11 protein-coding genes are annotated in these 25,315 nt (G+C 72.0%); 4 read left to right on the forward strand and 7 right to left on the reverse strand.

All coding sequences use genetic code 11. The annotated features are described in order from the left end of the window. Positions 1–29: 29 nt before the first annotated feature. Both L3078_RS33285 and L3078_RS33290 read right to left on the reverse strand, forming a co-directional pair. The gene (locus L3078_RS33285; protein WP_239757614.1) at positions 30–881 is read right to left on the reverse strand and encodes a glutamate ABC transporter substrate-binding protein; all 852 of its coding nucleotides are present in this window, start codon (positions 879–881) and stop codon (positions 30–32) included. A gap of 82 nt (positions 882–963) precedes the next feature. Beyond that, positions 964–1,740, reverse strand: coding sequence for an amino acid ABC transporter ATP-binding protein (locus L3078_RS33290; RefSeq protein WP_239757615.1), 777 nt, complete (start codon positions 1,738–1,740; stop codon positions 964–966). Positions 1,741–2,058: 318 nt separating this feature from the next. Here L3078_RS33290 and L3078_RS33295 point away from each other — a divergent pair, with 318 nt between their 5' ends. Further along, on the forward strand, positions 2,059–2,745 hold the full coding sequence (locus tag L3078_RS33295; protein ID WP_239757616.1) for a response regulator transcription factor: 687 nt from the start codon (positions 2,059–2,061) through the stop codon (positions 2,743–2,745). A 9-nt stretch (positions 2,746–2,754) separates the two neighbouring features. Next, positions 2,755–4,167: a sensor histidine kinase gene (locus L3078_RS33300; RefSeq protein ID WP_239757617.1), complete on the forward strand. Its 1,413-nt coding sequence runs from the start codon at positions 2,755–2,757 to the stop codon at positions 4,165–4,167. Positions 4,168–4,245: 78 nt separating this feature from the next. On the opposite strand, the gene L3078_RS33305 is transcribed toward L3078_RS33300, so the two are convergent. Together L3078_RS33305 and L3078_RS33310 are read right to left on the reverse strand one after the other, a co-directional pair. Continuing rightward, the gene (locus L3078_RS33305) at positions 4,246–5,244 is read right to left on the reverse strand and encodes a TAXI family TRAP transporter solute-binding subunit (protein WP_239757618.1); all 999 of its coding nucleotides are present in this window, start codon (positions 5,242–5,244) and stop codon (positions 4,246–4,248) included. 126 nt (positions 5,245–5,370) lie between these two features. After that, the gene (locus L3078_RS33310) at positions 5,371–6,519 is read right to left on the reverse strand and encodes a peptidoglycan recognition protein family protein (protein ID WP_239757620.1); all 1,149 of its coding nucleotides are present in this window, start codon (positions 6,517–6,519) and stop codon (positions 5,371–5,373) included. 194 nt (positions 6,520–6,713) lie between these two features. Between L3078_RS33310 and L3078_RS33315 the strand changes: the two genes are divergently transcribed. Continuing rightward, positions 6,714–7,109 (forward strand): pyrophosphohydrolase domain-containing protein, encoded by a 396-nt coding sequence (locus L3078_RS33315; protein WP_239757621.1) that lies wholly within the window; start codon positions 6,714–6,716, stop codon positions 7,107–7,109. A gap of 20 nt (positions 7,110–7,129) precedes the next feature. Here the strand turns inward: L3078_RS33315 and L3078_RS33320 are convergent, their stop codons facing one another. From L3078_RS33320 to L3078_RS33330, 3 genes are all read right to left on the reverse strand, one after another. Next, complete coding sequence (locus L3078_RS33320; RefSeq protein WP_239757622.1) at positions 7,130–8,062, reverse strand: hypothetical protein; 933 nt, start codon at positions 8,060–8,062, stop codon at positions 7,130–7,132. A 114-nt stretch (positions 8,063–8,176) separates the two neighbouring features. Further along, on the reverse strand, positions 8,177–10,867 hold the full coding sequence (locus tag L3078_RS33325) for a right-handed parallel beta-helix repeat-containing protein (RefSeq protein WP_239757623.1): 2,691 nt from the start codon (positions 10,865–10,867) through the stop codon (positions 8,177–8,179). Continuing rightward, positions 10,864–22,752, reverse strand: coding sequence for an actin cross-linking domain-containing toxin (locus L3078_RS33330; RefSeq protein WP_239757624.1), 11,889 nt, complete (start codon positions 22,750–22,752; stop codon positions 10,864–10,866). The genes L3078_RS33325 and L3078_RS33330 overlap by 4 nt, the downstream gene beginning before the upstream one ends. Before the next feature lie 250 nt (positions 22,753–23,002). Between L3078_RS33330 and L3078_RS33335 the strand changes: the two genes are divergently transcribed. Further along, the gene (locus L3078_RS33335; RefSeq protein ID WP_239757625.1) at positions 23,003–25,246 is read left to right on the forward strand and encodes a coiled-coil domain-containing protein; all 2,244 of its coding nucleotides are present in this window, start codon (positions 23,003–23,005) and stop codon (positions 25,244–25,246) included. Positions 25,247–25,315 lie beyond the last annotated feature (69 nt).

Below are 25,315 nucleotides of genomic sequence, written 5' to 3' on the forward strand. Positions count from 1 at the left end.
GATCCGCGCTGGTGGCGGATGTCCGCTGACTAGGCGATGACGCCGATCTTCGGGGCGGGCTCGTTCTTGTAGTTGGCCGGGCCGAAGTTCTCCTTGACCGCGGTCTCCCACGCGCCGTCGCTGACCATCTTCTCCAGGGCGGCGTTGATCTTGTCGACGGTCGCCTTGTCGCCCTTCTTGACACCGATGCCGTAGTTCTCGTTGCTGAGCTTCAGGCCCGCGAGCTTGAACTGACCCTTGTAGTTCTCCTGCGCGGCGAAGCCCGCGAGGATCGAGTCGTCGGTCGTCACGGCGTCCACGGCACCGCTCTGCAGGCCGGCGATGCACTCCGAGTAGCCGCCGTACTCCTTGAGCTGGGCCTTCGGGGCGATGTCCTTCTTGACGTTCTCCGCCGAGGTTGAGCCGGTCACCGAGCAGAGGGTCTTGCCGTTGAGGTCCGTGCCCTTGGCGATGTCCGAGTCGGCCTTGACCAGCAGGTCCTGGTGGGCCAGCAGGTACGGGCCGGCGAAGTCGACGAGCTTCTTGCGCTCGTCGTTGATCGAGTACGTCGCCGCGATGAACTTGACGTCGCCGCGGGCCAGCGCGTTCTCGCGGTCGGCGCTCTTGGTCTCGACGAACTCGATCTGCTTGGCGTCGTAGCCGAGCTCCTTGGCCACGTACGTCGCCACGTCGACGTCGAAGCCGGAGAAGGAACCGTCCGGGTTCTTCAGGCCGAGGCCGGGCTGGTCGTACTTGATGCCGATCTTGATCTTGCCGCCGCCGCTGGAACCGGAGTCGGAGCCGCCGTCGTTGCCGTTGCTGTCGTCGCCGCCGCACGCGGTGGCGGTCAGGGCGAGGACGAGGGCGGCGGCTGCTGCGGCGGAGGCCTTGCGGAGCTTCATGGTGAACATCCTTTGCGTGGTGAAGAGATGCGGACCGTCATGGTGCGGGTGCCGGGGGCCGGAAAGGGCGTCGGCGGGGCCGTCAGTGGTGCAGGATCTTCGAGAGGAAGTCCTTGGCCCGGTCGCTGCGGGGGTTGCTGAAGAACTGGTCCGGCACAGCCTCTTCGACGATGCGGCCGTCCGCCATGAACACCACCCGATTGGCGGCCGAACGGGCGAAGCCCATCTCATGGGTGACCACGACCATCGTCATGCCGTCCCGGGCCAGCTGCTGCATGACTTCCAGGACCTCGTTGATCATCTCGGGGTCCAGCGCCGAGGTCGGCTCGTCGAAGAGCATGACCTTGGGGTCCATGGCCAGCGCCCGCGCGATCGCGACACGCTGCTGCTGACCGCCGGAGAGCTGTGCGGGGTACTTGTCCGCCTGGGTGCCCACGCCGACCCGGTCGAGCAGGTTCCGTGCCTTCTCCTCGGCCTGCTTCTTGTCGGTCTTGCGGACCTTGAGCTGCCCCAGCATCACGTTCTCGAGCACGGTCTTGTGCGCGAAGAGATTGAACGACTGGAACACCATGCCGACGTCCGCCCGCAGTCGTGCGAGCGCCTTGCCCTCCGCGGGCAGCGGCTTGCCGTCGATCGTGATGTCGCCGGAGTCGATCGACTCCAGCCGGTTGATGGTGCGGCACAGGGTGGACTTACCGGACCCGGAGGGGCCGATCACCACGACGACCTCGCCCCTGGTGATCGTCAGATCGATGTCCTGGAGTACGTGCAACGCGCCGAAGTGCTTGTTGACGCTTTTCAGGACGACCAGGTCGTCGGCCGCGGGCACCGCGTCCTTGACCACCGAAACTTCGGTCATCGCTTTGGGCTCCGTCTTCCTCGGTTTCGGAGGACAGTAGTGACCGGCGACGACCAGCGTCATTACATCTGAGCGAGAATTGAGCATAACGATCTGGTAGCCGGACGGACACTGCACGTGACGGGCCCGGGCGGGGTGTTTCGGCTGGATAACGGAACTCGTTCGGAACCCGTCCGGCCTTGACGGCGTCCTCACTCATCAGTGTGACTGCGAAGGGGCCGATGTGCGCGTGCCCGGCATGCGAATCCGCGTAATGTGTGCCAGCCGAGACGCACACATGACCGAAACGCATGACCCACCGAGCAGGAAGGGGCCGGAATGAGGCTGCTCCTCGTCGAGGACGACAACCACGTCGCCGCCGCCCTGTCCGCGGTCCTGGCCCGGCACGGCTTCGACGTCACCCACGCCCGCAGCGGCGAGGAGGCGCTCCAGGCGCTCGTCCCCGAGGGCAACGGCTTCGGAGTCGTCCTGCTCGACCTCGGCCTGCCCGACCAGGACGGCTACGAGGTCTGCGGCAAGATCCGCAAGCGCACCAGCACCCCGGTGATCATGGTGACGGCCCGCTCCGATGTACGGTCCCGGATCCACGGCCTCAACCTCGGCGCCGACGACTACGTGGTCAAGCCCTACGACACCGGCGAGCTGCTCGCCCGGATCCACGCCGTCGCCCGCCGCCGGGCCCCCGACGAGGCCGCGGCCCCCGGCGACAGCGGGCTACGGCTCGGGTCCGTGCTCATCGAGCTGCCCACCCGGCAGGTCAGCGTGGACGGCGCGGTCGTCCAGCTGACCCGCAAGGAGTTCGATCTGCTCGCGCTGCTGGCCCAGCGGCCCGGTGTCGTCTTCCGCCGGGAACAGATCATCAGCGAGGTGTGGCGGACCAGTTGGGAGGGGACCGGCCGCACCCTGGAAGTACACGTCGCCTCCCTGCGGTCGAAGCTGCGGATGCCCGCCCTGATCGAGACGGTGCGCGGGGTCGGCTATCGGCTGGTCGCCCCGACGCCGTAGCGTGCCCGCGTGCGCACTCGTCTTCTTCCGCTGCTCATCGTCCTGATGGCCGCCGTGCTGCTGGCCCTCGGCATTCCGCTGGCGGTGAGCCTCGCGGCGGCGCGGCAGCAGGAGGTGGTCGTCGACCGCATCGACGACACGGCGCGCTTCGCGGCCCTCGCCCAGTTCGTCACCGAACGCCCGAGCGGATCCCGCGTGGACACCACGGACGGCCGCGGCGAGACCCTCCAGCGGGAGCTGGAGCAGTACTACCGGGTGTACGGCATCAAGGCCGGCGTGTTCTACCGGGAGAAGAGCCAGCCGGCCATGGCCAACGCTCCCCTGGAATGGGGCCGGCCCACCGAGGGGGAGGGACTCGCCGCCTTCGAGGAGGCGCTGCTGGGGCGGCGCCCGCACGACCCGAAGCAGGTGTGGCCCTGGCAGGAGGGGCGGCTCGTCGTCGCGTCCCCCGTCATCCACGACGGTGACGTCGTCGCGGCCGTCGTCACCGACTCGCCCACCGACCAGATGCGCTCCAAGATCCTGCGCGGCTGGCTGATCATCGGCGCGGGCGAGGCCGCCGCGATGCTCCTCGCCGTCGGCGCCGCGCTGCGGCTCACGGGCTGGGTCCTCAAGCCCGTACGTGTCCTCGACGTCACCACCCACGCCATCGCCTCGGGACGCCTCAAGTCACGGGTCGCGGCGGCCGGCGGACCACCCGAACTGCGGCGCCTGGCACGGTCGTTCAACGAGATGGCCGACAACGTCGAGGACGTGCTGGAACAACAGCGCGCCTTCGTCGCCGACGCCTCGCACCAACTCCGCAACCCGCTCGCCGCGTTGCTGCTCCGCATCGACCTGCTCGCGCTCGAACTGCCCGAGGGCAACGAGGAGATCGCCTCCGTCCGCACCGAGGGCAAACGGCTCGCGTCGGTCCTCGACGACCTGCTCGACCTGGCGCTCGCCGAGCACGCGGAGTCCGATCTGCGGCTCATCGACGTGGGCGAGCTGACCGCCGAGCGCGTCGCGTCCTGGTCGCCGCTGGCCCACGACAAGGGCGTGTCGCTGGTCGGCACCTGCCCGGCCACCACCGCCTGGGCCGATCCCATCGCCCTGTCCAGCGCCCTGGACGCGGTGATCGACAACGCGCTGAAGTTCACGCCGGCCGGGGAACGTGTCGAGGTCCGGGTCGCCTCGAACGGTGAGACGTCCTCGGTCGTGGTCACCGACGGTGGGCCCGGCCTCAGCGACGAGGAGCTGGAGCGCGTCGGCGACCGCTTCTGGCGCAGCACCGCCCACCAGAACATCAAGGGCTCGGGTCTCGGGCTCTCCATCTCCCGTGCGCTGATCGCGGCGGGCGGCGGCTCCATCGCCTACGCCCACCACGAGCCGCACGGGCTGCGGGTCACGGTGACGGTGCCCCGGTCGCGTCCGCCGGTCTGAGCGGTCTGAGCGGTCTGAGCGGTCCGAGAGGGATGGGGAGGACCGTGCGAGAGGCCGTTGTGCGGCGCCCCTGGCGGACTACGGCTTCACCGACCGGTAGTACGCCCTCGCGCCACGGTGCAGCCGCAGCGGGTCCGTGTAGATCGCGGTGCGCAGATCCACCACCTGGGCCGCGTGGACGTGCTGGCCGATGTTGTCCCGGCTCTTGAGGACGACGCGGGTCAGCCACTCGGTGAGGCGGGGATCCATGTCCGCGCGGGTGATGAGCAGGTTCGCCACGGTGAGGGTGGGCACCGGGGCCGTGAGGATGGTCGGGTAGGCGTCGGCGGGCATCACGGACGCCCGGTAGTGACTGAAGACCCCGCCCTGGTCGTGCAGCGCCGCCACCAGGTCGCTGCGGATCGGGACGAACCGGAAGGCGTACTTCTCCTTCTCCGCGAGGTCCGTCAGCCCCTTCGTGGGCAGGCCGCCCGACCAGAAGAAGGCGTCGATCCTCCCGGTGCGCAGGGCGTCGGGGCTCGTGCCGATGGTGTCGCGCCGCGCGTCTATGTCCTTGTCGATGTCGAGCCCGTCCGCCTCCAGCAGGCGTTCGGCGATCAGCCGTACGCCGGAGCCCTCGGGGCCGACGGCGACCCGCTTGCCCTTCAGCTCCGAGACGTTCTGGATGGTCGAGTCGGCCGGGACCACCAGCTGCACGTAGTCGTCGTACAGCCGGGCCACCCCGCGCAGCTGATCGGCGCCGGGCTGGTCCTCGTCGATGTACGTCTGGACGGCGTCGGCGGCGGCGATGGCGAAGTCGGCCTGCCCGGTGGCCACCCGGCGGACGTTCGTCTGGGAGCCGTTGCTCGGCATGAGCTGGACCCGCAGCTTGGGCATGTCCCCGGCGATCGCGTTCCGCAGGCGGCTGCCGTACTCCTGGTAGACGCCCCGCTCGGCTCCCGTGGTCACCGTGATCGTCCCGTTCGGGGGCTCCTCGCTCGGCCACAGCCACCACGCGAGCAGCCCGAGGACCACCAGCGAAGCCATCGAGCCCAGCAGCGCGTGCCGCCTGCCGATGCGGGGGAGTACCTGGACCATGCGACGAAATCCTGCCAGGTCACCGGGCGGGCGGCCAGGGTCGGACCCATCCGGTGCGAGCTCGTGACCTCGGCGACGCCGGACCCCTGCGGGGCGGGGTCCGGCGGCCGGGGCCGACGAGGGGGGTCAGCGGCCGGTGGCCACGGCCGTGCGCAGGCGCTCCAGCTCCCCGTACATGACCTCGCCCGGGCACTCCGTCGCCATCCAGTCCCGGTGGCCGCTGATCTCCGCGACCTCCTTCTGGGTGCCGTTGACCGGGTTGGTGTACGTCACGCGGGCCTGCGGGTCCACGCCGTGCTGGCGGACCAGGACCTTCACGAGCCGGGTCAGCGCGGCGCGGGCGGCCTCCTTGGGGCCCTGCTCGGTGAAGGTGCCCAGCAGGGCGATGCCGAGGTTGCCGGAGTTGAAGCCGCCGACGTGGAAGGCGGTCACCACCTTGCCGTCGGCGTCGTGCGCGGGCAGGCCGTCGTCACCGGAGTAGCGGCCCTCGTAGATACGGCCCTCCTCGTCGATGAGGAAGTGGTAGCCGATGTCGCCCCAGTCGTTGGTGACGGCGTGCAGCTGGTAGATCGCGCGGACCGTGGCGGCCGGGTCCGGGTCGTCGTTGGCCATGGCCGTGTGGTGCACGGTGATCGTCTGGAACGGGTAGAACGCGGTCGGGGTGTTCTCGGTGCCGTCCGCCTTGAACCGCAGCGACTCGTCGGCGCCCCAGGCGGCCCGGGTCAGGTACTGGACACCTCGGACGCGCGTGGGGTCGCTCGGCACCTTCACCTTCCGGTCCGGCCCGTGCTTGCAGTCGAGCGCCAGCGAACGCAGCCCGGTGGCTCCGTCGGGCGCCTTCAGTTCGTAGCCGGCGGCCTGGTCGGCCGCGAGCAGCACACCGCCGCCGTTGGCGACCGAGCAGCCACCGTCGCCGAGGGACCGCCACTCGCCCTGGGCGCCGTCGGCGTCCGTCAGTCTGATGCCGCCGCCGGTGGTCTCGTCGGTGCCGCCCCAGCGCACGCCCACGTAGCCGATGGGGAAGGCCGCCTCGACGGGTGCCTCGCCGGTGGCGGCCTCGCTGCGGGTCTTCGGGAAGGTCTCGGTCGTGGTGCCGGCCGCCGATCCTTCGGCGCCGGTGTCCGAGGACGGGGCGGTGCCGGAGTCACCGGTCGTGGCCATCACGGTCGGCGTGATCACGGCGCCGGCCGCGACCGCGCCGGCCGCGCCGATCACCGTACGGCGGGTCACCCGGGAGGTGGCCCGATGGCTGGGGGAGGTGGGGGGAACGCTCACGGTGGGGTCCTCAATGCTCGGGGTGGTACGTGAAGACACAACGGAGCGTACGGAGTGGAGTCACAGGTTCCGGCACCGGCCCCCCTGTGCTGACATAGCGTCAAAGATCCATGACAGCAGGGGACTTGGGCGTCATGAGCGTACGAGACCGACGGAACTGTCGAAGGAGGGCGGCCGGTCGGTAGGGTCGCCGGATGAGTTCCTCTCCCGCTCGCCTGGTCCGTGAGTTCCACCAAGCCTTCGGCCTCGACGTCCGTACCGCCCCCACCGAGGTCTCGCCCGAGCTGGCCGCCCACCGGGGGGAGTTGCTGGCCGAGGAGGCCGCCGAGGTCGCCGAGGTGGCGGTCGACGGGCCCCTCGACCGGCTGGCTCACGAACTGGCCGACGTGGTGTACGTGGCGTACGGCACCGCTCTCGTCCACGGCATCGACCTGGACGCGGTGATCGCCGAGATCCACCGCTCGAACATGACCAAGCTGGGCCCCGACGGGCGGGTCGCCCGCCGGGCCGACGGCAAGGTGCTCAAGGGGGACCACTACCGGGCACCCGATGTCTCCTCGGTCCTGCGGAAACAGGGCTGGGCGGGCTGAGCCCCCGCGGGGGGCCAGGCTCAGAAACGGCCGGACAGGGACTCGTCGTCCGAGCCGTTCGCGACGGCGGTGACGGTGTAGAGGTCGCGGCCCGCGTCGCGTCGGCCCTGGGCGTGGTCGTACTGGACCTTGAAGACATAGGTGCCGGGGGCGAGGGTGACACCCGACTTCAGGGTCATGACGTACCCGATCTGGTCGCCGGTGGCGTTCTGGCCCACGGCGATCTTGTCGCCCAGGGAGGTCCAGGCGCCCGTGCTGGACACTCCGCCGGTCTGGATGACGCGGACGACGACCTTGAGCGAGGTGAGCGGCTTGGTGGACTTGACGGTGACGGTGCTCTGGTCCCAGTAGTCGTTCGAGTCGGCCTCCACGCTTCCGTCGGCCCACAGATAGCCGGACGTCGACCCGGACTCGGTGTTCTGGGTGGTCGAGGACTTCTCCTCGGTGCCGGTCGAGCCCGTCGAGCCCGTCGAGCCCGTCGAGCCGGTGGAGCCGGTCGAACCCGAGGTGCTGGCGCCCGTGGTTCCGCCCGTGTCGGACCCGGAGTCGGTGTCCGGTGCCGGCTCCGCCGCGCCGCCCGTCCCCGCTCCCGCTCCGCCGCTGACCGGGACGTAGACGACGTCCGGGTCGTCCTTGCCCTTGCCCTCGCCCTTGGCCCGGTCCGTCGGCGACGGGTCGACCGCCGCCTTCTTGGTGTCGCCGGGGACGGACTGGTCGTCGGCCGGTTCGTCGGCCGCCGTGGTCACCTTCTCGGACGAACCGCCGCTCCAGTCGATGGCGGCCACGGCCGTGGCGGAGCCGGCGATCACCAGGACCGCGGCGGCGGAGCCACCGATCGCCTTCCACACCCGGCGGCCGGGCAGGAAGCCGCGGAGCGGGACGCGGGTCCTGCGGGCGAAGAGGTCGGCGAACTCGCCGTCCCGGCGGTCGCTTCGGTCGGGTGAGTGCGGCATGGGGGCGGTCCTTGTCCTTGGTGGTGGGTCCGTGCGGGTGGGCGCGGCGGCGGGTGGTGCGACGGGTACGGGTGGTGGAACGGGGGCGGGTGGTGAACGGGTACGGCGCTCGGTTCACAGGGTCTGGGGGATGTCCTCCGGTCTGAGGGTCATCACGTCCGCCTCCGAGGCCTCCGGCAGTTCGGCGACCCGGTACGCCTGGCGTTCCGTCATGGCCTGGAAGAGCTGGCGTGCCGTGCGGCCGTTGCCGAAGCCACGGTCGCGGGGCATGGCGTCGAAGCGTGCGGTGAGCTCCGTGACGGCGTCCGGGGTCAGTTCGTACTGGTGCTGGGCGGCCTGGTGTTCGACGATGCTGACCAGTTCGGCGCCGCTGTAGTCGTCGAAGAGCAGGGTGCGGTTGAAGCGGGAGGCCAGGCCGGGGTTGGAGCGGACGAAGACCTCCATCTCCTTGAGGTATCCGGCGACGATGACCACCACGTCGTCGCGGTGGTCCTCCATCAGCTTCAGCAGGGTGGCGATGGCCTCCTGGCCGAAGTCGTTGGTCCCGGCGTACTGGGTGAGGGAGTACGCCTCGTCGATGAACAGCACACCGCCCCGGGCCTGTTGGAAGACCCGGGTGGTCTTCGGGCCGGTGTGGCCGACGTACTCGCCGACCAGGGCGGAGCGGTCGGCCTCGACCAGATGGCCGCGCTCCAGCAGGCCGACGGCGGCGAGGATCCGGCCGTAGAGACGGGCGATGGTGGTCTTGCCGGTGCCCGGGTTGCCGGTGAAGACGAGGTGGCGGCTGAGCGGGGGCGGGGCCAGGCCCATCTCCTCCCGGCGGCGGACCATCTGCATCAGTTTGACCAGGGACGAGACGTCGTTCTTGACGCGCTCCAGACCCGCGAGACCCTGGAGTTCGGCGAGCAGGTCGTCCAGGGTGTCCTCGTCGGGTGCCTCGGTCTCCCGCGCGGTGGTCCCGGCGCCCGCCGCCTCCGGCCCCCCGGCCGCCGACAGGGCCTGTTCGGCGCCGGTCGGCAGGGACGGGTTCTTCACGTCCCGCGAGACGCAGTCGTCGAAGACCGGGCGGGCGCCCTTCTCCAGCGCCACGTCCTCCTCGCTGTCGCGGACCAGACAGCCGCGCAGCACGGGCGCCCCGCCCGTCGAGACGTGCAGGGCGGGGAAGGCGGCGCCGTCGGTGCCCGCGCCGCTGAAGACGCAGTCCTCGAAGGTGCCGCGGGCCTTCTCGCCCACGAACAGGCTGTTCTTGCCGGTCCGGGCGACCGTCACGGCCCGGATCCGGGGTTCGGCGCGGGGGCCCACGACGACGCCGGAGCCTGCCGCGTCCCGGACCGTGCAGCCCTCGACGCTGGGGGCGGCGCGCTCGCCGATCACCAGGCCCGCCGTGCCGGTCCCGCTGATCCGGCAGTCCCGCAGCACCGGCGTGGTTTCCGTGCCGCAGGAGATCCCGGACCGTTCGGCGCCCACGACATCGCACTCCTCCAGGACCACGGTCCCGGACGACTCGGTGGTGATCCCGGCCCGGCCGCGCACGACGGACAGCCCGCGCATCCGCGCCTCGGCGGCCCCGTCGATCCGCACCCCGGACAGCCCGCAGTCCGAGATCCGGCCGCCCTCCACGGTCAGCCCGGCCCGGTCGGTGGCCCGGATGCCGTGTTCGGCGGAGGAGCCGATCCGGCAGGCGGTGAGCGTCACCCGGGAGTCGTCGCAGGCGTGCACCGCGCTGAACGAGCACGCCGTCAGGTCGCCGGTGTCCACCCGTACCTCGGCGCGGCCGCCCGCCAGCAGCCCGTTCGCCCGGCTGCCCGTCACCGAGGTGCCCTCGGCCGACAGCCGGGCCGCCCCCCGGGCCACCAGACCCGAGCCGTGCGCCCCGTCCACCTGGCAGTCCACCAGCTCGGCGCGGCCCTCGTCCTCCACGCTCACCCCGGGCCCCGAACCGTCCCGCAGCCGGCAACCGAGCATCAGCACATCGCCGCCGCCGGAGACGGCGACCCCGTCCCCGCCGGTGCGCAGCACCTCGCAGCGGACGAGCACCACCCCGCCCTCGGCGGACTCCGCGTTCCCCGAGGGCGATGCGGAGCGCGCCGAACTGCCCAGCACCCGCACCCCCTCGGCGGCCGTGTCCGTCACACGGCAGTCCCGCGCGGTGACGGAGGCGTCGTCCTCCACCAGCAGCCCGCTGCGCCCGGGGCCGGAGATCCGGCACTCCCGCAGGGCCGCGCGGGCGCCGCCCCGGACCCGGACACCGGACCCGGTGACCCGCCGTACCGTCAGCTCGTCGGCCTCGGCGGTGGCCCGGGAGCCGACGACGACACCGGTTCCCTCGACGTCCTCGACCACGACCCGGGTCAGCCGCGCCGATCCGGTGGTGTTGAGGTGCACGGCCGCCAGCTCGGCCCCCGCCACACGGCAGTCCGTCAGGGCGAGCGACGCGTCACCGCCCGCCTCGACGCGGCCGCCGGACACGTCGCAGCCGTCCAGCTCCAGATCCCCGGCGTCCACCAGCACGGCGGGCAGCCCCGGGTCCTGGCCGACCAAAACGAGGTCCTCTACGTACACGTCCCGCGCGGCCACCTCCAGCACCGGGCGGCCGGGGGAGGCCGCAAGCAGCCGTACGGCGTGCCGCGCGCCCTCCTCCGGCAGCAGCCGCACCGCACGGTCGATCACCAGGTGTTCGACGTACTCGCCGGGGGCGACATGGATCTCGTCGCCGTCGCGGGCGGCGCGCAGGGCGGAGGCGATGCTGCGATGGGCGCCGCGTCCCTTGGGGGCGACCCGGTGCACGGTGGCGGTGGGGATCACAGGAGTTCCGTTCCGTCGGGCAGGGCGACCGGGTCGATGGTGAGCGGCGGCTGCGGGGGTGTGGGGGGCCGTATCGGCGCGGTGAGGGCGGCCGGGGTGGTTGCCGGGGTCGTGGTGCTCGCCGGGGGCGGGAAGGCGCGCGAGGGCTGGATGTCGGCGTTCTTGTTGTTGAGCCCGTAGTTGAGGGTGCCCGCGCCCAGTGCCTCGGCGATCTGCCAGATCAGCTCGCCGGGGCCGCCGCGGTGGAAGAGCCGGGAGCCCGCCGTGGCGTGCACGCCGTAGCGCAGCAGACCGCTGGTGACCCCCGCGAAGGCGCTCGCCGCCGCGCCCCACGCGCCCGCTTCGAGCGCGTCGACGCCGGTGCGCTTCTGGCCGTCGACCCCGAACACGGCCGCGTTGACGGTGCTGTTGACGAAACCGGTGAGGACGCCGACGCCCAGGTTGTTGAAGAAGTCGTAGGTGCCGGAACGCCAGCGGGTGGGGTTCTCGAACACGGTCCATTCGCCGTCCCAGTCGTCGTTGGAGGCGAGCGGGTGGCGGTGCCAGTCCTGTCCCTGGTCGAGGTTGGTCAGGCCGTACTTGAGGTAGCCGAGGCGGGTGGTGTCGTAGGCGACGTTGACGCCGACGCGGATGCCGCCGCCGATCGCGCCGTTGAGCGCCGCCCGCTGCAGGGCCGTGGTCAGGTCGAACTTCTTGTTGTCGAGGTCGGCGACGATCGCGGAGACGGCGAAGCTGGTGCCGAACTCGATGAGATAGCCCATGGTGAAGTCGGTGACGGCCTTGCGGATCTGGTGCCGCCACATCGGCATGGCGGCCGAGGAGCCGTCCTCGACACCGGTCCAGATCTCGTGGAACACATCGCGGAACTCACGGTTGTAGCCGCGCAGTTCGGTGGTGTAGCCGCGGAAGTCGACCTCGCGCCCGACCAGTCGCCAGCTGCGGTGCCCGTCGAGGCCCACCTCGCCGCCGACCCTGGGGAGGCTGCTGATCTCGGGCAGCTTGGCGATGTCGAAGTTCGACCAGCGGCCGAACGCGTCGGTGGCCCAGACCCGTCCGGTGATGGTGCGCTGGGCCACCAGCCGGCCGTCCTGGTACTCGCGCCACTGGTTCCACAGCGGCTCCGACTCCCGGAAGCGGCCCTCGACCCCCTCCACCGGATCCCGGCGGCGGAGCGCCTTGCCCATGTCGAACTCCTGCCAGACCTCCCGGTTCACGGTGGCCGACACATCCGGCTCGAAGTGCCGCGCGGAGCGCGCGAGGAGGTCGGACAGGGAGATCCGGCCGGACTGCACGGGCGGCGGGGCGGCCCGCTCGTTCACCGTGTACGCGTACTCGCGGACCCGGCCGCCGTCCCGGAACCGTACGGCGTCGGTGCCGATGTGGTCGGTCCAGCGGCCCTTGGCGAGGTCCTGGTAGGTGCGGATGCCCTGGGACTCGACCGTCCCGTCCGCGTTGATCTTCCGCCAGGACCAGGTGCCGCCGGGCTCGCGGGTGGCGTCCACCCAGACGGAGCCGTTGTCGGTGGCGTTGCGCTCGCGGATCGCGTCGCCGCGACGGCCGTCGGGCAGCCGCTCGAAATCGATGAACGAGTCGTCCCAGGTGCTGGTGTGCACCAGGGAGCCGCGGTTCTGGATACGGACGCCCTCCGTGACCTGTCCGTCAGGGCCGGTGGCCGTCCAGGTCCAGTGGTCCTTGCGGGGGTCGCCGTGCGCCTCGACGTACAGCTCGCCCCAGTGGTCCCGCCGGCCGGTGATCTGCAGCTGGGTGTTCTTGTCGACCCACACTCCGGTCACGTCGTCGGCGCCGATGCCGCGCGCCGGGTTCTCGGCGAGGTACTCGCGCACCCCGGTGCCCTGGGAACGCAGGGACAGCAGCTCGTCGCCCGCCGCGTTCTTGAAGACGTCCACGAAGCCGCCGTCGGCGGAGACGTACCGGGTGCCGGTCCTGCCGCTCTTCGTGTCCAGCCAGGGCAGCTCGTACGCGTCCGCCGAGCCGCTCCACTTCGGGGCCGGGGCCCACTGCTTGGGGTCGGCGGCGCTGCGGCCCACCTCGACGACGTTGCCGTTCTCCAGGGTGCGGGTCTCACGGACGACCCGGCCGAACTGGTCGACGTCCTGCCAGCCGCGGCCGGCGTGCGCGACCAGCCGGACCCCCCGCAGCTTGGCGCCGTCGGCGGCGGTCTCCGTCCACGTGGACACCTGGAACATGGAGTCGCCGGTGACGAAGTTGCGGAAGAACCCGTCGAACCGGCCGTGCCCCGCGCGCGGGTACCAGACGGCCGCCGGGAGGCGCTGGTCCGAGATCCGGGCGACGTGCAGGGTGCCGCCGTCCGCCAACTGCGCCATTTCCTCGGTCAGTTCGTCGATGAAGTCGATCGGCTTGTTGTTGGGGCCGACGGCGGTGTGCAGCACCGGGTTGGTCCGCATCCCGCCGGGCGCGGGGCCGGACAGCAGCGGGTGCTCCAGGTACTGGCGGGAGCCGTGGTAGCCGTCCAACGGCCAGACGTCGCCCCGCCGCTGGGCCACGGCCCGCTCCCCGGTGGCCGGGTCGAGGTAGGTGTCCTTGTAGCCGATCCGGGTCCAGGACCAGTCGCGGGTGCCGTGCAGCACCTCGGTGCCGTCCTTGTCGAACCGTGTCCAGGCCCAGCTGCCCTCGGCGTTCTTCTCCGCCCGGATCAGACCGCCGTCGAGGGCCTTGGTGTAGGTGCGCACGTCGAGGATGTCCACCGGGGCCCAGCGGTAGGGGAGCGTGTCGTGGTACGTGCGGCGGTCGCCGTCGAAGATCCGCTCCCCGGCCCGCAGCCGGTTGCCGGCCTCGTCGAACTCCGTCCAGCGGGCCCGCCCGAACCGGTCCAGGTCGAGGTGGAGGACATGTCCGTTGCCGAGCACCTCGCGCTCGAACAGCGTCACCTTGCCCTCGCCGATCAGCTTGTACTGGCCGGTGGCGGACCTCTCCACCTTCGCGGTGTCGAAGCGGCCGGTGAGGGGGGTCCCGGAGTCGTCGAGCCGTACGGCCGTGCCGCCCGTGTGGTCGATCTTCCAGAGCCGGCCGTCGGTCTTGCCGCTCTTGACCCGCACGGCGACGGTCTCCTCCACCAACTTGCCCGCCGGGTCGAACACCGCCCGCTCCAGCGGCAGGGAGCCCTTCGCGGTGGGGACGAGGGCGACCCTGCCGTTGTCGAGCGCCTCCGCTCGGAAGCCGGGCCGGGCGTGGCCCGTCGCGTCCAGGACCTGGGGTGCGCCGCCGGCCTCGAAGCGCAGGACACCCCGGTCGCCGGGCAGGTCGACGTCGCGGAAGGCGTGCACGCCCTCGGGGCCGTAGTGCCATCGCGTGGTGCCGGTCGCGTCGGTGAGGACGACACCGCCGCGCAGTTCGGTGCTCGGGGAGACGGTGAAGAGGTCGTCGGCGGGGCGGGCGCCGACGAAGTCGGCCGCCGTCGGCGTCCAGGGCCCGCCGTCCACCGAGCGGCCGGTGATCCCCAGCTTCAGCCCGTCGAGATAGGTCGGGCCGCCGCGCAGGAAGACCTCCTGGTGGACCAGCGAGCGGTTCGCGTCGAAGCCCAGGGTCACGTCGGACGGGTGGTGGTGCACGGTGTAGCGGCTGCCGCCGGGGCCGCCGTGCGGGGTCGGCGTGACCGTGAAGTCGCCGAGGACGCGGCCCGTCGGGGTCGTGGCCCGCAGGTCTTCGAGGCGGGTCGCGAGCGGCAGGTCCAGATACTCGTCGAGGGCGCCGAGGGCCCCTCGCCGCAGACCCAGCCGGGCCTGTTCGGTCATCTGGCGCAGCTGGTCGGTCAGCAGGTCCGGGCGCAGCCCGAGCCGGTCGAGCGAGGCCGCCGCGTCGTCCGCCAGCCGCTGTACGCCGGGCAGGTCCAGCCCCTGGAACGCGTGCCCGTCGGGGGCGGTGTGCAGGAAGTCCATGGCGCCGGCGATGCCGGACAGATCGACCGGGTCGCCCTCCGGGACCGTACGCAGGCCGGAGGCCTCGTCGAGCGTGCGCTCGAAGACGCGGGCGAGTTCGGCGTTGCCCAGGGCGTCGTCCAGGGTCTCGTGCTCCGGGAGCGAGCCGAGCGGGAAGCGTTCGCCCAGGGTGTCGCCGAGGGCACCGAGGTCGCCGACGTCACCGAGTTCGTCCAGCCGTACGGGCGGGGTGTCCGGCCCGGCCCCCTCGGTGAAGCGGAGGAAGCCGGAGCCCTCCGGGTCGGGCAGGTCCCGGAAGGCGAGCCCGCCGGTGTTGTCGAAGTGGAAGCGTGAGCCGGTGACGGTGTCGGTGAGGGTGAAGCCGCCGGGCAGCCGTGCGGACAGCGTGGCGTCCAGTTCGGTGAACCGGATCGAGCCGGTGGCGCCGGTCACATCGACCCAGACCCGCTCGGTGCCGTCGCCCAAGGGGGTGTGCGTCACCTGGAGTCGCAGGCCCTGCGGCAACCCGTCGTGGGGGAGCGTGGTCTGCCTCCCGAGGAAGGCGCCGTCCGGCGCGAACTCGAAGCGGGTGCCGCCGGTCGGATCGACCACCGCGAACCGGCCGCTGTCGTCCAGCAGTTCGACCGTGAAGTCCGACGCGCGCACCGGTCCGGTCCCGCCGGGGGTGCGGTCGGTGAGTTCGAGCCGGTACGTGCCCTGGGGCGCCTCGTCGGTCGCCGGGAGGCGCGACACCCGTAGGTCGAAGTCCGCCAGGTCGTCCACGCCGGACAGCGGGACGAGGAACGGCTCGTCGGTGCCGGACGGGCCGTCGTCCATCCGCCGGACGCCGTCCAGGCGTGCCTGGAGGTTCGCCCACTCGGTGTCCGACAGGTCGCTGACGTCGGACAACGCGTCGACGCGCGGTGAGTCGGGGCCCAGGACGCGGTTGAGTTCGTCGAGGGAGAGGGGCCGTACGTCCTGGGTCAGGTCGTTCCAGAGGTCGTGGGCGTCTCCGAGTTCGTCGAGGCGTACGGGCGGGGTGTCCGGCCCGGCCCCCTCCGTGATGCGGAGGAAGCCGGAGCTGTCGTGGGCGGGCAGGTCGCGCAGCGCGAGATGGCCGTCGGCGTCGAAGTGGAAGCGGGCACCCGTGCTCGTGTCGGTGACCGTGAAGCCTTGTGGCAGTCGTCCGGAGAGCGTTCCGCCCACGGGGTCGAGCCGGAAGGAAGCGGTGAGGTCCGGTGGACCGGTCAGCTCCAGCACCCTGGTCGTGGTGCCGCCCGCGCCGGTGGAGGTCGTCGTCCTGATCCCCAGACCGGACGGACCGTCCAGGCCCGGCAGCGTGAGCGGCAGCTCCCGCGACTGTGTCAGGCCACCCGGTTCGAAGCGCCACACGGCGGTGGGGCCGTCGGGGCCCGGCATGGGCACGCGCACGACCAGCTCGCTCGCCGTGCCGGAGGCGTCCCGTACCGGCCTGACCGTGGCGCCGGGGACGGGGACTCCGTCCGGGCCGGTCACCTGGATCGGGCGGAGCGCGTCATCGGTGAAGCGCAGCGAGAAGTCGGTGCCGGTCAGCGGCAGTTCCCTGTGCTCCAGGCGCCCCGCGGCGTCGAACTGCCAGCGCACGCCGCCCTGCGGGCCGGTGGCGGTGAAGCCACCGCCCTCCCGCAGGGTGACCGAGGCGCCCGGCAGCCGCGCCGGCCCGCCGTGGGTGGTGGAGTCCAGCACCTCGACGCGTACGGACGCCGGGGCGGCGTCGGTCGCCGGGACCTCCGTGACGCGCAGCCGCAGCCCGGCCACGTCGTCCAGGCCGGACAGGGGAACCTCGCGCACCGAGTGCACGAGTGGGGGAGGGGAGTCGAGCGACTGCCCTCGCAGGGGGGAGGCGCTCAGCTCGGGGGCGGGGGTGGGGCCGACGTCCGGTGTCCCCGTGATCCGGGGCAGGTCGACCCCCGGCAGCTGAGCGGGCCGCGTCACGTCGGTCGCCGGGATGTGCGGCTCGTCGAGGTTGCTCAGCGGCCGGTTCAACTCGCCCGGCAGCGGTCCCCCGCCGGGACGCGGGGGCGCCGGCGGGGCGGACGGGACGGCGGTGGCTGGCGGCCTGACGGGTGCCACGGGCCTCGTGGTGATGTCCTGCCAGGCCTGCGGGTGCCGCAGGCTGATCCACTCGGCCTTGTGACTGGCCGCCGCCATCTTCAGGACGGCATCGGTGCTCTTGTTCTGATGGATGCGCCCGGCGTCCGGATCCCTGGGGAACTCCGCGCGGTACCAGTCCGCGAAGGCGTCCCGGTTCTCCGGCCCGGAGACGAAGTCGTTGATCCTCCGCACGCCGGCCGCCCGGTTCGCGCCCAGCTCCGCCAACGGGTCGGTCACCACGGCGACAGGCGCCTTCTCGTGGGGTACGGCGCCCTTCAGCTCGTCCGGGAGAGAGCGGAACTCGAACAGCAGGGCTCGTTCGCCCCCGACCGTGGCGTTGTTGATGCCGCGTCCGGCCACCTCGTTGCCGTTCAGGATGTACTGCCGCGCGGCGTTCCACACGGGCTCGTCACCGAGGGCCGGGGCCTCGCGCAGGAGTCTCAGCGTCACGGCGCGGTCGCCGGGCGACAGGGAGTCGAGGACGAGGCTCGGCCTGGTCCTGGGCAGTACGGACCACTCGTTCTTCACCGCCGGGTGGGTCAGACCGAGGTAGGGCGGAGCGCCGGCCCAGTCCTCCATGGGGGTGCCGTGCCTGCGGACCAGGTCGGAGGTGAAGTCGATGACGGACTTCAGATAGGTGTACGCGTTCTCGACCTGTTCGGGCGCGTCGAGCGTCTCCCGGGTCAGCGCCGTCCGCAGGGCGTCGTCGTCGCGGAAGGCGGGCTTGTACCAGTGGGCGTGGTCGGCCAGCAGTCTCAGCTCGGGTGTGGCACGGGAGCCGAAGTCCCCGGCTCTGATGCCGATCGTGGCCTGCTGCTGGGTGGTCGGCATGGAGACGGAGGGAATGCCTTCGAGTTCCAGGCCCGACCCCGCCGCGATGACGTGGCGGTCGCTCGTCACCTGCAGCCGGTAGAGCCCGTCGGGGCTGACCATCGACTCCAGCGGCCGGTGGTTGTGGATGCCGAGCCGCTCCTTGAAGACGTCGAGCAGCCACTGGGTCGCGCCGTTGCGGGCGCCGATCGCCCCCTGGTCGCCCAGGCGGGAGGGGTAGGTGATCAGCTCCACGGTGTGCGTCTGCCAGTTGCCCTGCCGGGCCATCGTGAGGTCCGCGGGGTTGGCGTACGCGCCCTTGCTCATGTCCTTGGTGACCATGAGCAGGGGTTCGTCGGTGTCGACCTTCGACACGAAGGCGAAGGTCCGGTCCGCGCTCCCCGGGAGGGCGACGACGAACCCGCCGAGCTCGCTCTCGGTGCCGATGGAGGGGGCGGGGAAGGACGTGTCGAAGCCCGGTGCGACGGCTCGCGGGCCCCGGGCGGACACCGGCGCCCCGGGCAGGTGCGCCGGGGGAGCGGCGGCGGGAACCGGTGGCGGAGCGACGTGGGGTGGGGCGGGCGGCGGCGGGGCGACGCGGGGCGGGGTCGGAACAGCCAGGTCCTCCAAGGACACGCGTTCGCCGACCGGGGGCGGTCCCGCGACCTCGCTCGCCGCGTCGTCCAGGACTCCGGCCCCGGGGAGGGACGCCGGAAGCAGCCGCTCGGGCGGAGTGCCGCCGAGCCCGCCCAGCCCGTCGAGCCCGCCCAGCTCGTCGAGCCGGTGAAGCCCATCGAGCCCGTTGGGATCGTCGAGCCGGGGGACCACGTCGAGCCCGTCGAGGGCCGTCACCGGGCGCCCCGCCGTGTCCGTCACCGGCCGCGCCGCCGTCTCCGGCACCGTCGCCCCGAACGTGTCCAGCCCGGTCGTCGGCGCCCCGTCCGCGGGAAGGTCCACGAACCGGCCGCCCCGGTCGAACACGAACCGCGTCCCGGTCGCCGTGTCGGTCACCGAGAAGCCGCCCGGCAGCCGCCCCGCCAGAGCCCCGTCGAGCCGTACGACGTCGAAGGCACCGTTGCCCAGCCCCGGCGCCGGCCCCGACACCGTCAGCCGGTACGTCGCCGGCTGGGTGCCGCCCGGCAGCTGGGTGAACGTCGTGGTCAGCCGGGATCCGGTCAGCGGGCCACCGACCGGGCCGGACAGGGTCAGCTGTTCCGACAGCCGCGTACCGTCGAGGTCGAAGCGGCCGATCCAGGCGCCGTCGAGCGATTGCACCCGCACCCCGGTGACCACGCCCAGCGCGCCCCTGACGGGTTCGATGGTCCCGCCGCCGGGCAGCGGCACCCCGTCCTCGCCGACGATCCGGGGCAGCGATCCCGGCCCGGCGTCGGCGTCGAAGCGTACGAAGCCGTCGCCGCCCGGGAGCCGGATGTCGGTGAACTGCCGGACCTCGTTCGCGTCGAACACCAGTCGGAGGTCACCGGTCCGGTCGGTGAGCCTGAACCCGCCGTCCTCCAGCGGGGTCCGCTGCCACTCCGTCCGGAAGCCGGTCACGCCCGTGAGGTCGGCCGGGTCCACCACCACGGTGTCCGCCCGGGGCGCGGGCGCGTCGAAGCGGTCGAACCGGAAGTCGTCGGAGAGATGGCCGAGGTCGTCGAGCCGGCTGCCCAGGTCGTTCAGCGAGTCGCCCCTGCTCAGCGAGTCGAGCCCGATCGGGGAGTCGAGCCCGATAGGGGAATCCAGGCCGTTCACCGAGCCGAGGTCGTCGAGCGTGCCGGTCCCGCCCAGGTCGAGCTGGTCCAGCAGCCGCAGCTGGTCGTCGAGGGACAGCCCCTGGAAGTCGAGCGCGCTGAGGCCCGACGTGGCTCCGCCGGTGAGACCCGAGGTGCCCTCGCCGGGCACCCGCAGATCCGCCGCCAGCGCCGGCAGGGGGTCGCTGCCCCGGAAGTTGGGGTTGGGGATCCACTCCAGCAGGTTCTGCTGGGCGTCCATCCGGTACGCGCCCCGGATGAAGTCGGAGGCGATACCGCCGGGGAAGGCGATCTCGTTCTCCGACGCCCAACCCGAGGCCCACCAGGCGTCGGGGCCCATGGAGCGTTCGAAGGTCCGCCCGACGTCGATCCCGCCGGACGCCTCGATCTCGAACTTGTAGATCCCGTCCCAGACGAGGTTCCGGTCGGTCGTGGTGCTGACGAACGCGGACGGCTGGCCGGTCCTGACCATGACGTCGAGGTTGGTCTCCAGCGGATCGCGGACGGTGAACCCCTCGCGGAAGATCTGGTCGAGGGGCCGCCTGCCGCCGATGCGCCACAGCGTCTCGTCGGTCGCGCGCCAGACCGGCGCCGGGGCGATGGCCTGGATGTCGACGGACCGGTCGGCGGCGAACGCCAGCCGGTCCGGCCGTCCGTCGGCGCCGAACCGGGTGACGCCCTCGGGGCCGGTGACCGTGAAGGTTCCGTCGACCATCCGCACCTCGACGTCGGGGACGATCCCGGCGTCGGTCCTGAGCACCCACGTGACGTTCTGCCCGGGCTCCATGGTGATCCACCGACCGGTGGGCAGCCCGAGGTCGTCCAGCAGTCGCAGCTCACCCGTGGGCAGGACGGCGGCGGGGCCGTCGACCCGGGCCCTCATCACCACGACGTCCCGGCGGACCGTGTCCAGGTTCATCCCGAGCCGGTCGAACGCGATCCGCGCCTGGTTGAGGTCGAGGCGCGCCGCGCTCAGATCCAGCTCGGCCCGCGCGCGGCTCAGCGGGGGCACGTCGGTCAGCCCGTCGAGGTCGCTGAGCCTGCGCCCGGCGGTGTCCAGCTGCAGTTGGGCGGACTGGGCGCGCAGCCAGGTCTGGAAGCGCTCCGTGGCGAGCCTGCCGGTGGCGCCGCCGGTGACGATGTCCCGCAGGGTCAGCGCGGTGAAGGGCTTGGTGGCCGGGGGCGCGGCGACGTCCGTGCGGACGGGGCCCAGGCCGAGCAGGTCGCGTGCGGTGCGGGAGCCGTCGCCGGTGTCGGGGAGCAGTCGGGTGAGGTCGTCGAGCTTGATGCCGAGGTCGTCGAGGCCCTCGGCGCCCTTCGTGGCGTTCCAGGTGGGGACGCGGGGGTCGGCCGGTCCGAGGGCCTCGATCGTCACCCCGTCCTTCAGACCCACCCGGACGTCGATCGGATCGGTCTTCCCGATGCGCAGGACCACCCCGTCGGGGGTGACCCGCACCAGGTCGATCTCGCCGTCCAGGACCTGCCGCACCTGGGATTCGGTCAGCCCGCCCAGCCTGCCGTCGAGGCTCAGCTCGGCCAGGTCGTCGAGGGGCCTGAGCAGACCGGTCGGGGTGCGCTCCATCCCGGTCAGGGCGTCGAGGTCCCGCAGTTCGTCGAGTGCGGTCGGCGGTGGCAGCAGATCGTCGCCGACGCGGCCGGTCATGGGGTCGAGGAGGCGGAGACGCCCGTTCACGGGGGTGAGCAGGCCGAGGCGCTGCCCACCGGGGACCGTGCCGACGGGCAGGCCCACCGTGTCGAGGCCGTCGAGCGCGCCGAGCCGTACGCCCAGGTCGTCGAGGCGGCCCGGCATCCGGACGGGGCTCGGGCCCGGCAGCGAGCTGAACCCCGGGGTGCGGGGCGCGGTCACCGGGGTCACCGCGATGTCGGCCAGCTCGTCGAGGGTGTCGTCGAACGCGGGGGTGCCCGGCACGGCGAGCCGGTCGGAGCCGGTGCCGTCGAACGGGCGCAGGGTGCCGCCCCGGTCGAGGTTCCTGCCCGGCAGGTCCAGCAGGTCGCCGGTCAGGGAACCCGTCCTGGTGAGGAGGCCGGAGCCCTTCGGGGCGAAGTGCAGACCCCGGTCGATGAAACCCATCCGGGCCGCGCCCCGGTATCCGAAGCGGGCGATCTCGGAGTACCTCATCGGCAGCAGAGCCGTGGCCGTGAGCCGGCCGAGGCCCATGACCGTGAAGACGCCCAGCTTGGTCGCCATGTTGCCGGTGACGAACGCGGTCGACTGGTAGAAGTCGCGGCTGAGCGCGGACCAGCCCTGCCGGAACGTGCCCCGGGCGAAGCCGCCCATGAACCTGAGGGCCGACCCCAGCATCGCGGGCGTCTTCGACAGCACCCGGGGCAGCGCCATCAGCCCGCTGCCGGCCCGGCTCGCCAGCCCTCCGCCGAACCTGACCAGCCCCTGCCCCGCCAGCGAGAGCAGCCGGCCGGGGGAGGACATCAGCGCCCTGCCGCCCCGGAACAGCAGCCGCCCGCTCGCGGAGAGGGCGCCGCCGAGGGCCTTCGCCCCCGAGGAGCCCAGCCGGAACAGCCCGCCGAGGGTGGTCAGGCCCTTCGTCGACGGGAACAGGATGCCCAGGAACGCCAGGCCGAGGCTCAGGGCGTTGCCGTTGCCCGTGGCGTAGTCGACGAGGGCCTTGGCGAAGAGCACCGCGCCCAGGCCGAAGGCCACCAGGCCCAGCGGGCCGCCGATCACGGCCGCGACGAGGGTGATGACCAGCGCGACGATCTCCAGCACCTTGAAGAACGTCGACACGAACCGCTTCCAGAAGCTCTTCTTCGGCTTCTTCACGGGCCGCGACACCAGCCGGGACGCCTCGTGCAGGGCGTCCTCCAGGATCTTCGCCTCGGCCTGGACGGCGTCCCGCTCCGCGTCGACCTCACCGCGGGCGCGCGTCATCTCCGGATCGTTGTCGGCCAGCGGCTGACCGCCGACCCGCTCCAGCGCGGCCACGGTGTCGGCGGCGTTCTCCGCCCGGTCCTGGGCGTCCCCGAGGGCACGGGCGTAGCGGGCGGTGGCGTCGGCGGCCATCTCGAACGAGCGGTTGATGTTCGCCATGTACGTCTTCAGCTCGTCCTTGACGTACGTCCGCAGCGCGTCCGCGGTGCGCCCCTCGAAGCCGCCGTCCTCGGCCTTCGTCAGCAGGGTGTCGAGGCCTGCGCTGACCCGCCCGGCCAGATCGCCGAGGTCGCGCAGCTCCTTGGTGACGGCCTCCAGCACGCCCGGATTCCCGGTCACCGGATTGCCGGTGAAACCGACTCTGCTCCACTCGTCGGAGGTGGCCAACGAATCCTCCACGCGGTCCGGGACTTGGGGTACCGAAAGCAGACGTACGAGAGCGGCTTGAGAGTTCAAGAAAGTGGCGCACGCCACATCTCCGCCGGTCAGCGCGGTGCGGCCGAAAGTTTTTTGAACCATCCGGCCCCGGCCCCTCGTCTACAGGGCGGCTCGGCACCGAACTCCGGCGCGAGCCGCGGGACCGGCCCCCGCGCCCGATCGCCCGGCACACGACCGCTTCGAGGAAAGGACGGCGGACATGGTGCGCGTCTCCTACGACTACGACCTGATGACCGTCCTCGCGCGCCACCTGTGGCACCTCCGCGACGAGCTGGACGTCACCTCGCAGACGGACAAGACGTTCGCCCCCGGGGACATCGGCCCCCGCAGGGAGACGGCCGAGGCCCTGGAGGACTTCTACGGCGCCTGGAAGAAGTCGTTCCAGGAGGGCTGGCAGGTCATGACCGACCTCGGCAACCTCCTCGACCGGGCGGGCAAGGCCTTCTACGACCAGGACGCCGCCCATGCCGCCGGCGCCGCCCAGCAGGTCACCTCACAGGTCCGCGACGAGGCCACCCGGCAGAACGAGGTGCGCAAGCAGACGCTGGACGGCAAGCGGCGCGAGGCGTTGGCCCGACGTCTGGAGGCCGGCTACAGGACGCAGCAGGCGCGCCTGAAGAAGGAGCAGGACGCCCTCGTCGAGAAGCGGAAAAAACTCGACGAGCAGGCCGCGGCCCAGGAGAAGCGGCAGCAGGAGCTCAACAGGGAGCAGGAGGAACTCGCCGCGAAGCGGGAGCCCCTGCTGAAGCAGCAGGACGAACTCCAGGCCAGGCAGCAGCAGCTGTGGCAGGAGGAGAAGGAACTGCTCGCGCGGCGCGAGGAGAAGCTCCAGGCGAGGCGCGACGAACTGCAGAAGGACTACGAGGCCCTTCGCGCGGAGCAGGAACCCCTGATCAAGCGGCAGGAGGAGCTCCAGCGCAAGCAGCAGCAGCTCTGGGAGGACGAGAAGGCGCTCCGCGCCGAGCAGGACGCGGCGATGGAGAAGAAGGTCACCGCCCTCGAACAGGAGCAGAAGGCCTACGACGCCAAACAGGACGCCCTCCAGGAGAGGCAGGAAGCCCTCTGGGACAAGCGGCGGGCCCTGCTCGCCCAGGACGGCGTCACCCAGGCCGATCTCGATGCCTGGCAGCGCGAGCAGGACGCCCTCGACAGGGAGCGGGACGCCCTGTGGGAGTCCGAGGGCAAGGGCCTGGAGGCGCGCTGGGACGCCCTGGAGCAGGAGCAGCGCGACCAGCAGAAGGTGTTCGCCCCGCTGGACGCACGGCAGAAGGAGATCGACGCCGAGCGCGACGCGCTGGCCGCCGACCAGAAGCCCCTCTCCGAGCGGCAGGACGCGCTGCAGGCCGAGCAGAAGGAGCTGTGGGCCCTGGAGAAGTCGACCCAGCAGGAGGTCGAGGACGCCATGAAGGGCAAGCGGGACGACCTCGACGCCGATCGCGCCGACCTCCAGTCACGACTCGACCCCCTGGAGCAGGAGTCGAACGATCTCCAGAGGCGTCAGAAGGAGCTGTGGGACGACCAGGCGGACACCGAGGACGCGCAGACCGCGCTGACCGAGGAGGAGAAGCCCCTCCAACAGCGGCAGCAGGACCTCCAGGACGGCTTCGGCGAGAAGCTCGACGAGATCCGCGACCGGGACTTCGACAAGGACGAGGACCTCGGTCAGCTCCGGGGCATGCGCGGTGAGCTGGACGATCTGCCGCCCGAGGCCTTCGTGCCCAAGGGCTACACGATGGAGGACGAGAACAGCACCACCACCGTGTCGTTCCAGCTCGACGAGAACGGCGAGATCAAGGTCGACAAGAACGGCGACCCCGTCGAGACGACCACCACCGTCACCAACAAGAACACGGGCCTGTCGTACTCGGAGACGTACCACCCGCTCTCCGGCGAGGGCGACTCCGTGACGACGATCCGCAGCTCCGACGGCACGGTGACCAAGGTCTACACGGATGTCGACGCCGACGGGTCCGCGATGCGTTACGTCACCGACGCGACCGGCCGGGACACCCAGCAGATCTGGAGCAAGACGGCCGACGGCGACTGGGTGCTGCGGATGGACAAGGAGACCTACCTCGCCTCCGAGGCCGGCAAGGAGGACGCCCAGCAGTTCCTGGACCGGCCTCCCGCCTACCTGACCGTGGAGAACCCGGTCGTCGACGCCGACGGCCGCCCGTCCGGGAACTCCTCCGCCCCGGGCACGACGACCCAGGTGCAGGACGGTGTCAGGCGGACGAACTACACGGAGCCCGACGGCTCCGTCCTGAAGGTCGTCACCAACGAGAACACGGGACAGCGCTTCGTGGCCGGAGAGAACGACGAGATCCAGGAGATCTGGCAGCGGCGCGAGGACGGGACCTGGTACCTGAGGGAATCCGTCACCCAGCACGAACGCTACGGCGACGAACCTCCCCTGGGGACGCTCGGCGAGAACTGGCGCTGACCCCCGTGGGCGCCGCGGCGCCCGCCCCGAAGCTCCCCGCGCGCTCTTCCCGCGCTGCCGGGTCCATCA

The organism is Streptomyces deccanensis (assembly GCF_022385335.1).
Taxonomy (GTDB): Bacteria; Actinomycetota; Actinomycetes; order Streptomycetales; family Streptomycetaceae; genus Streptomyces; species Streptomyces deccanensis.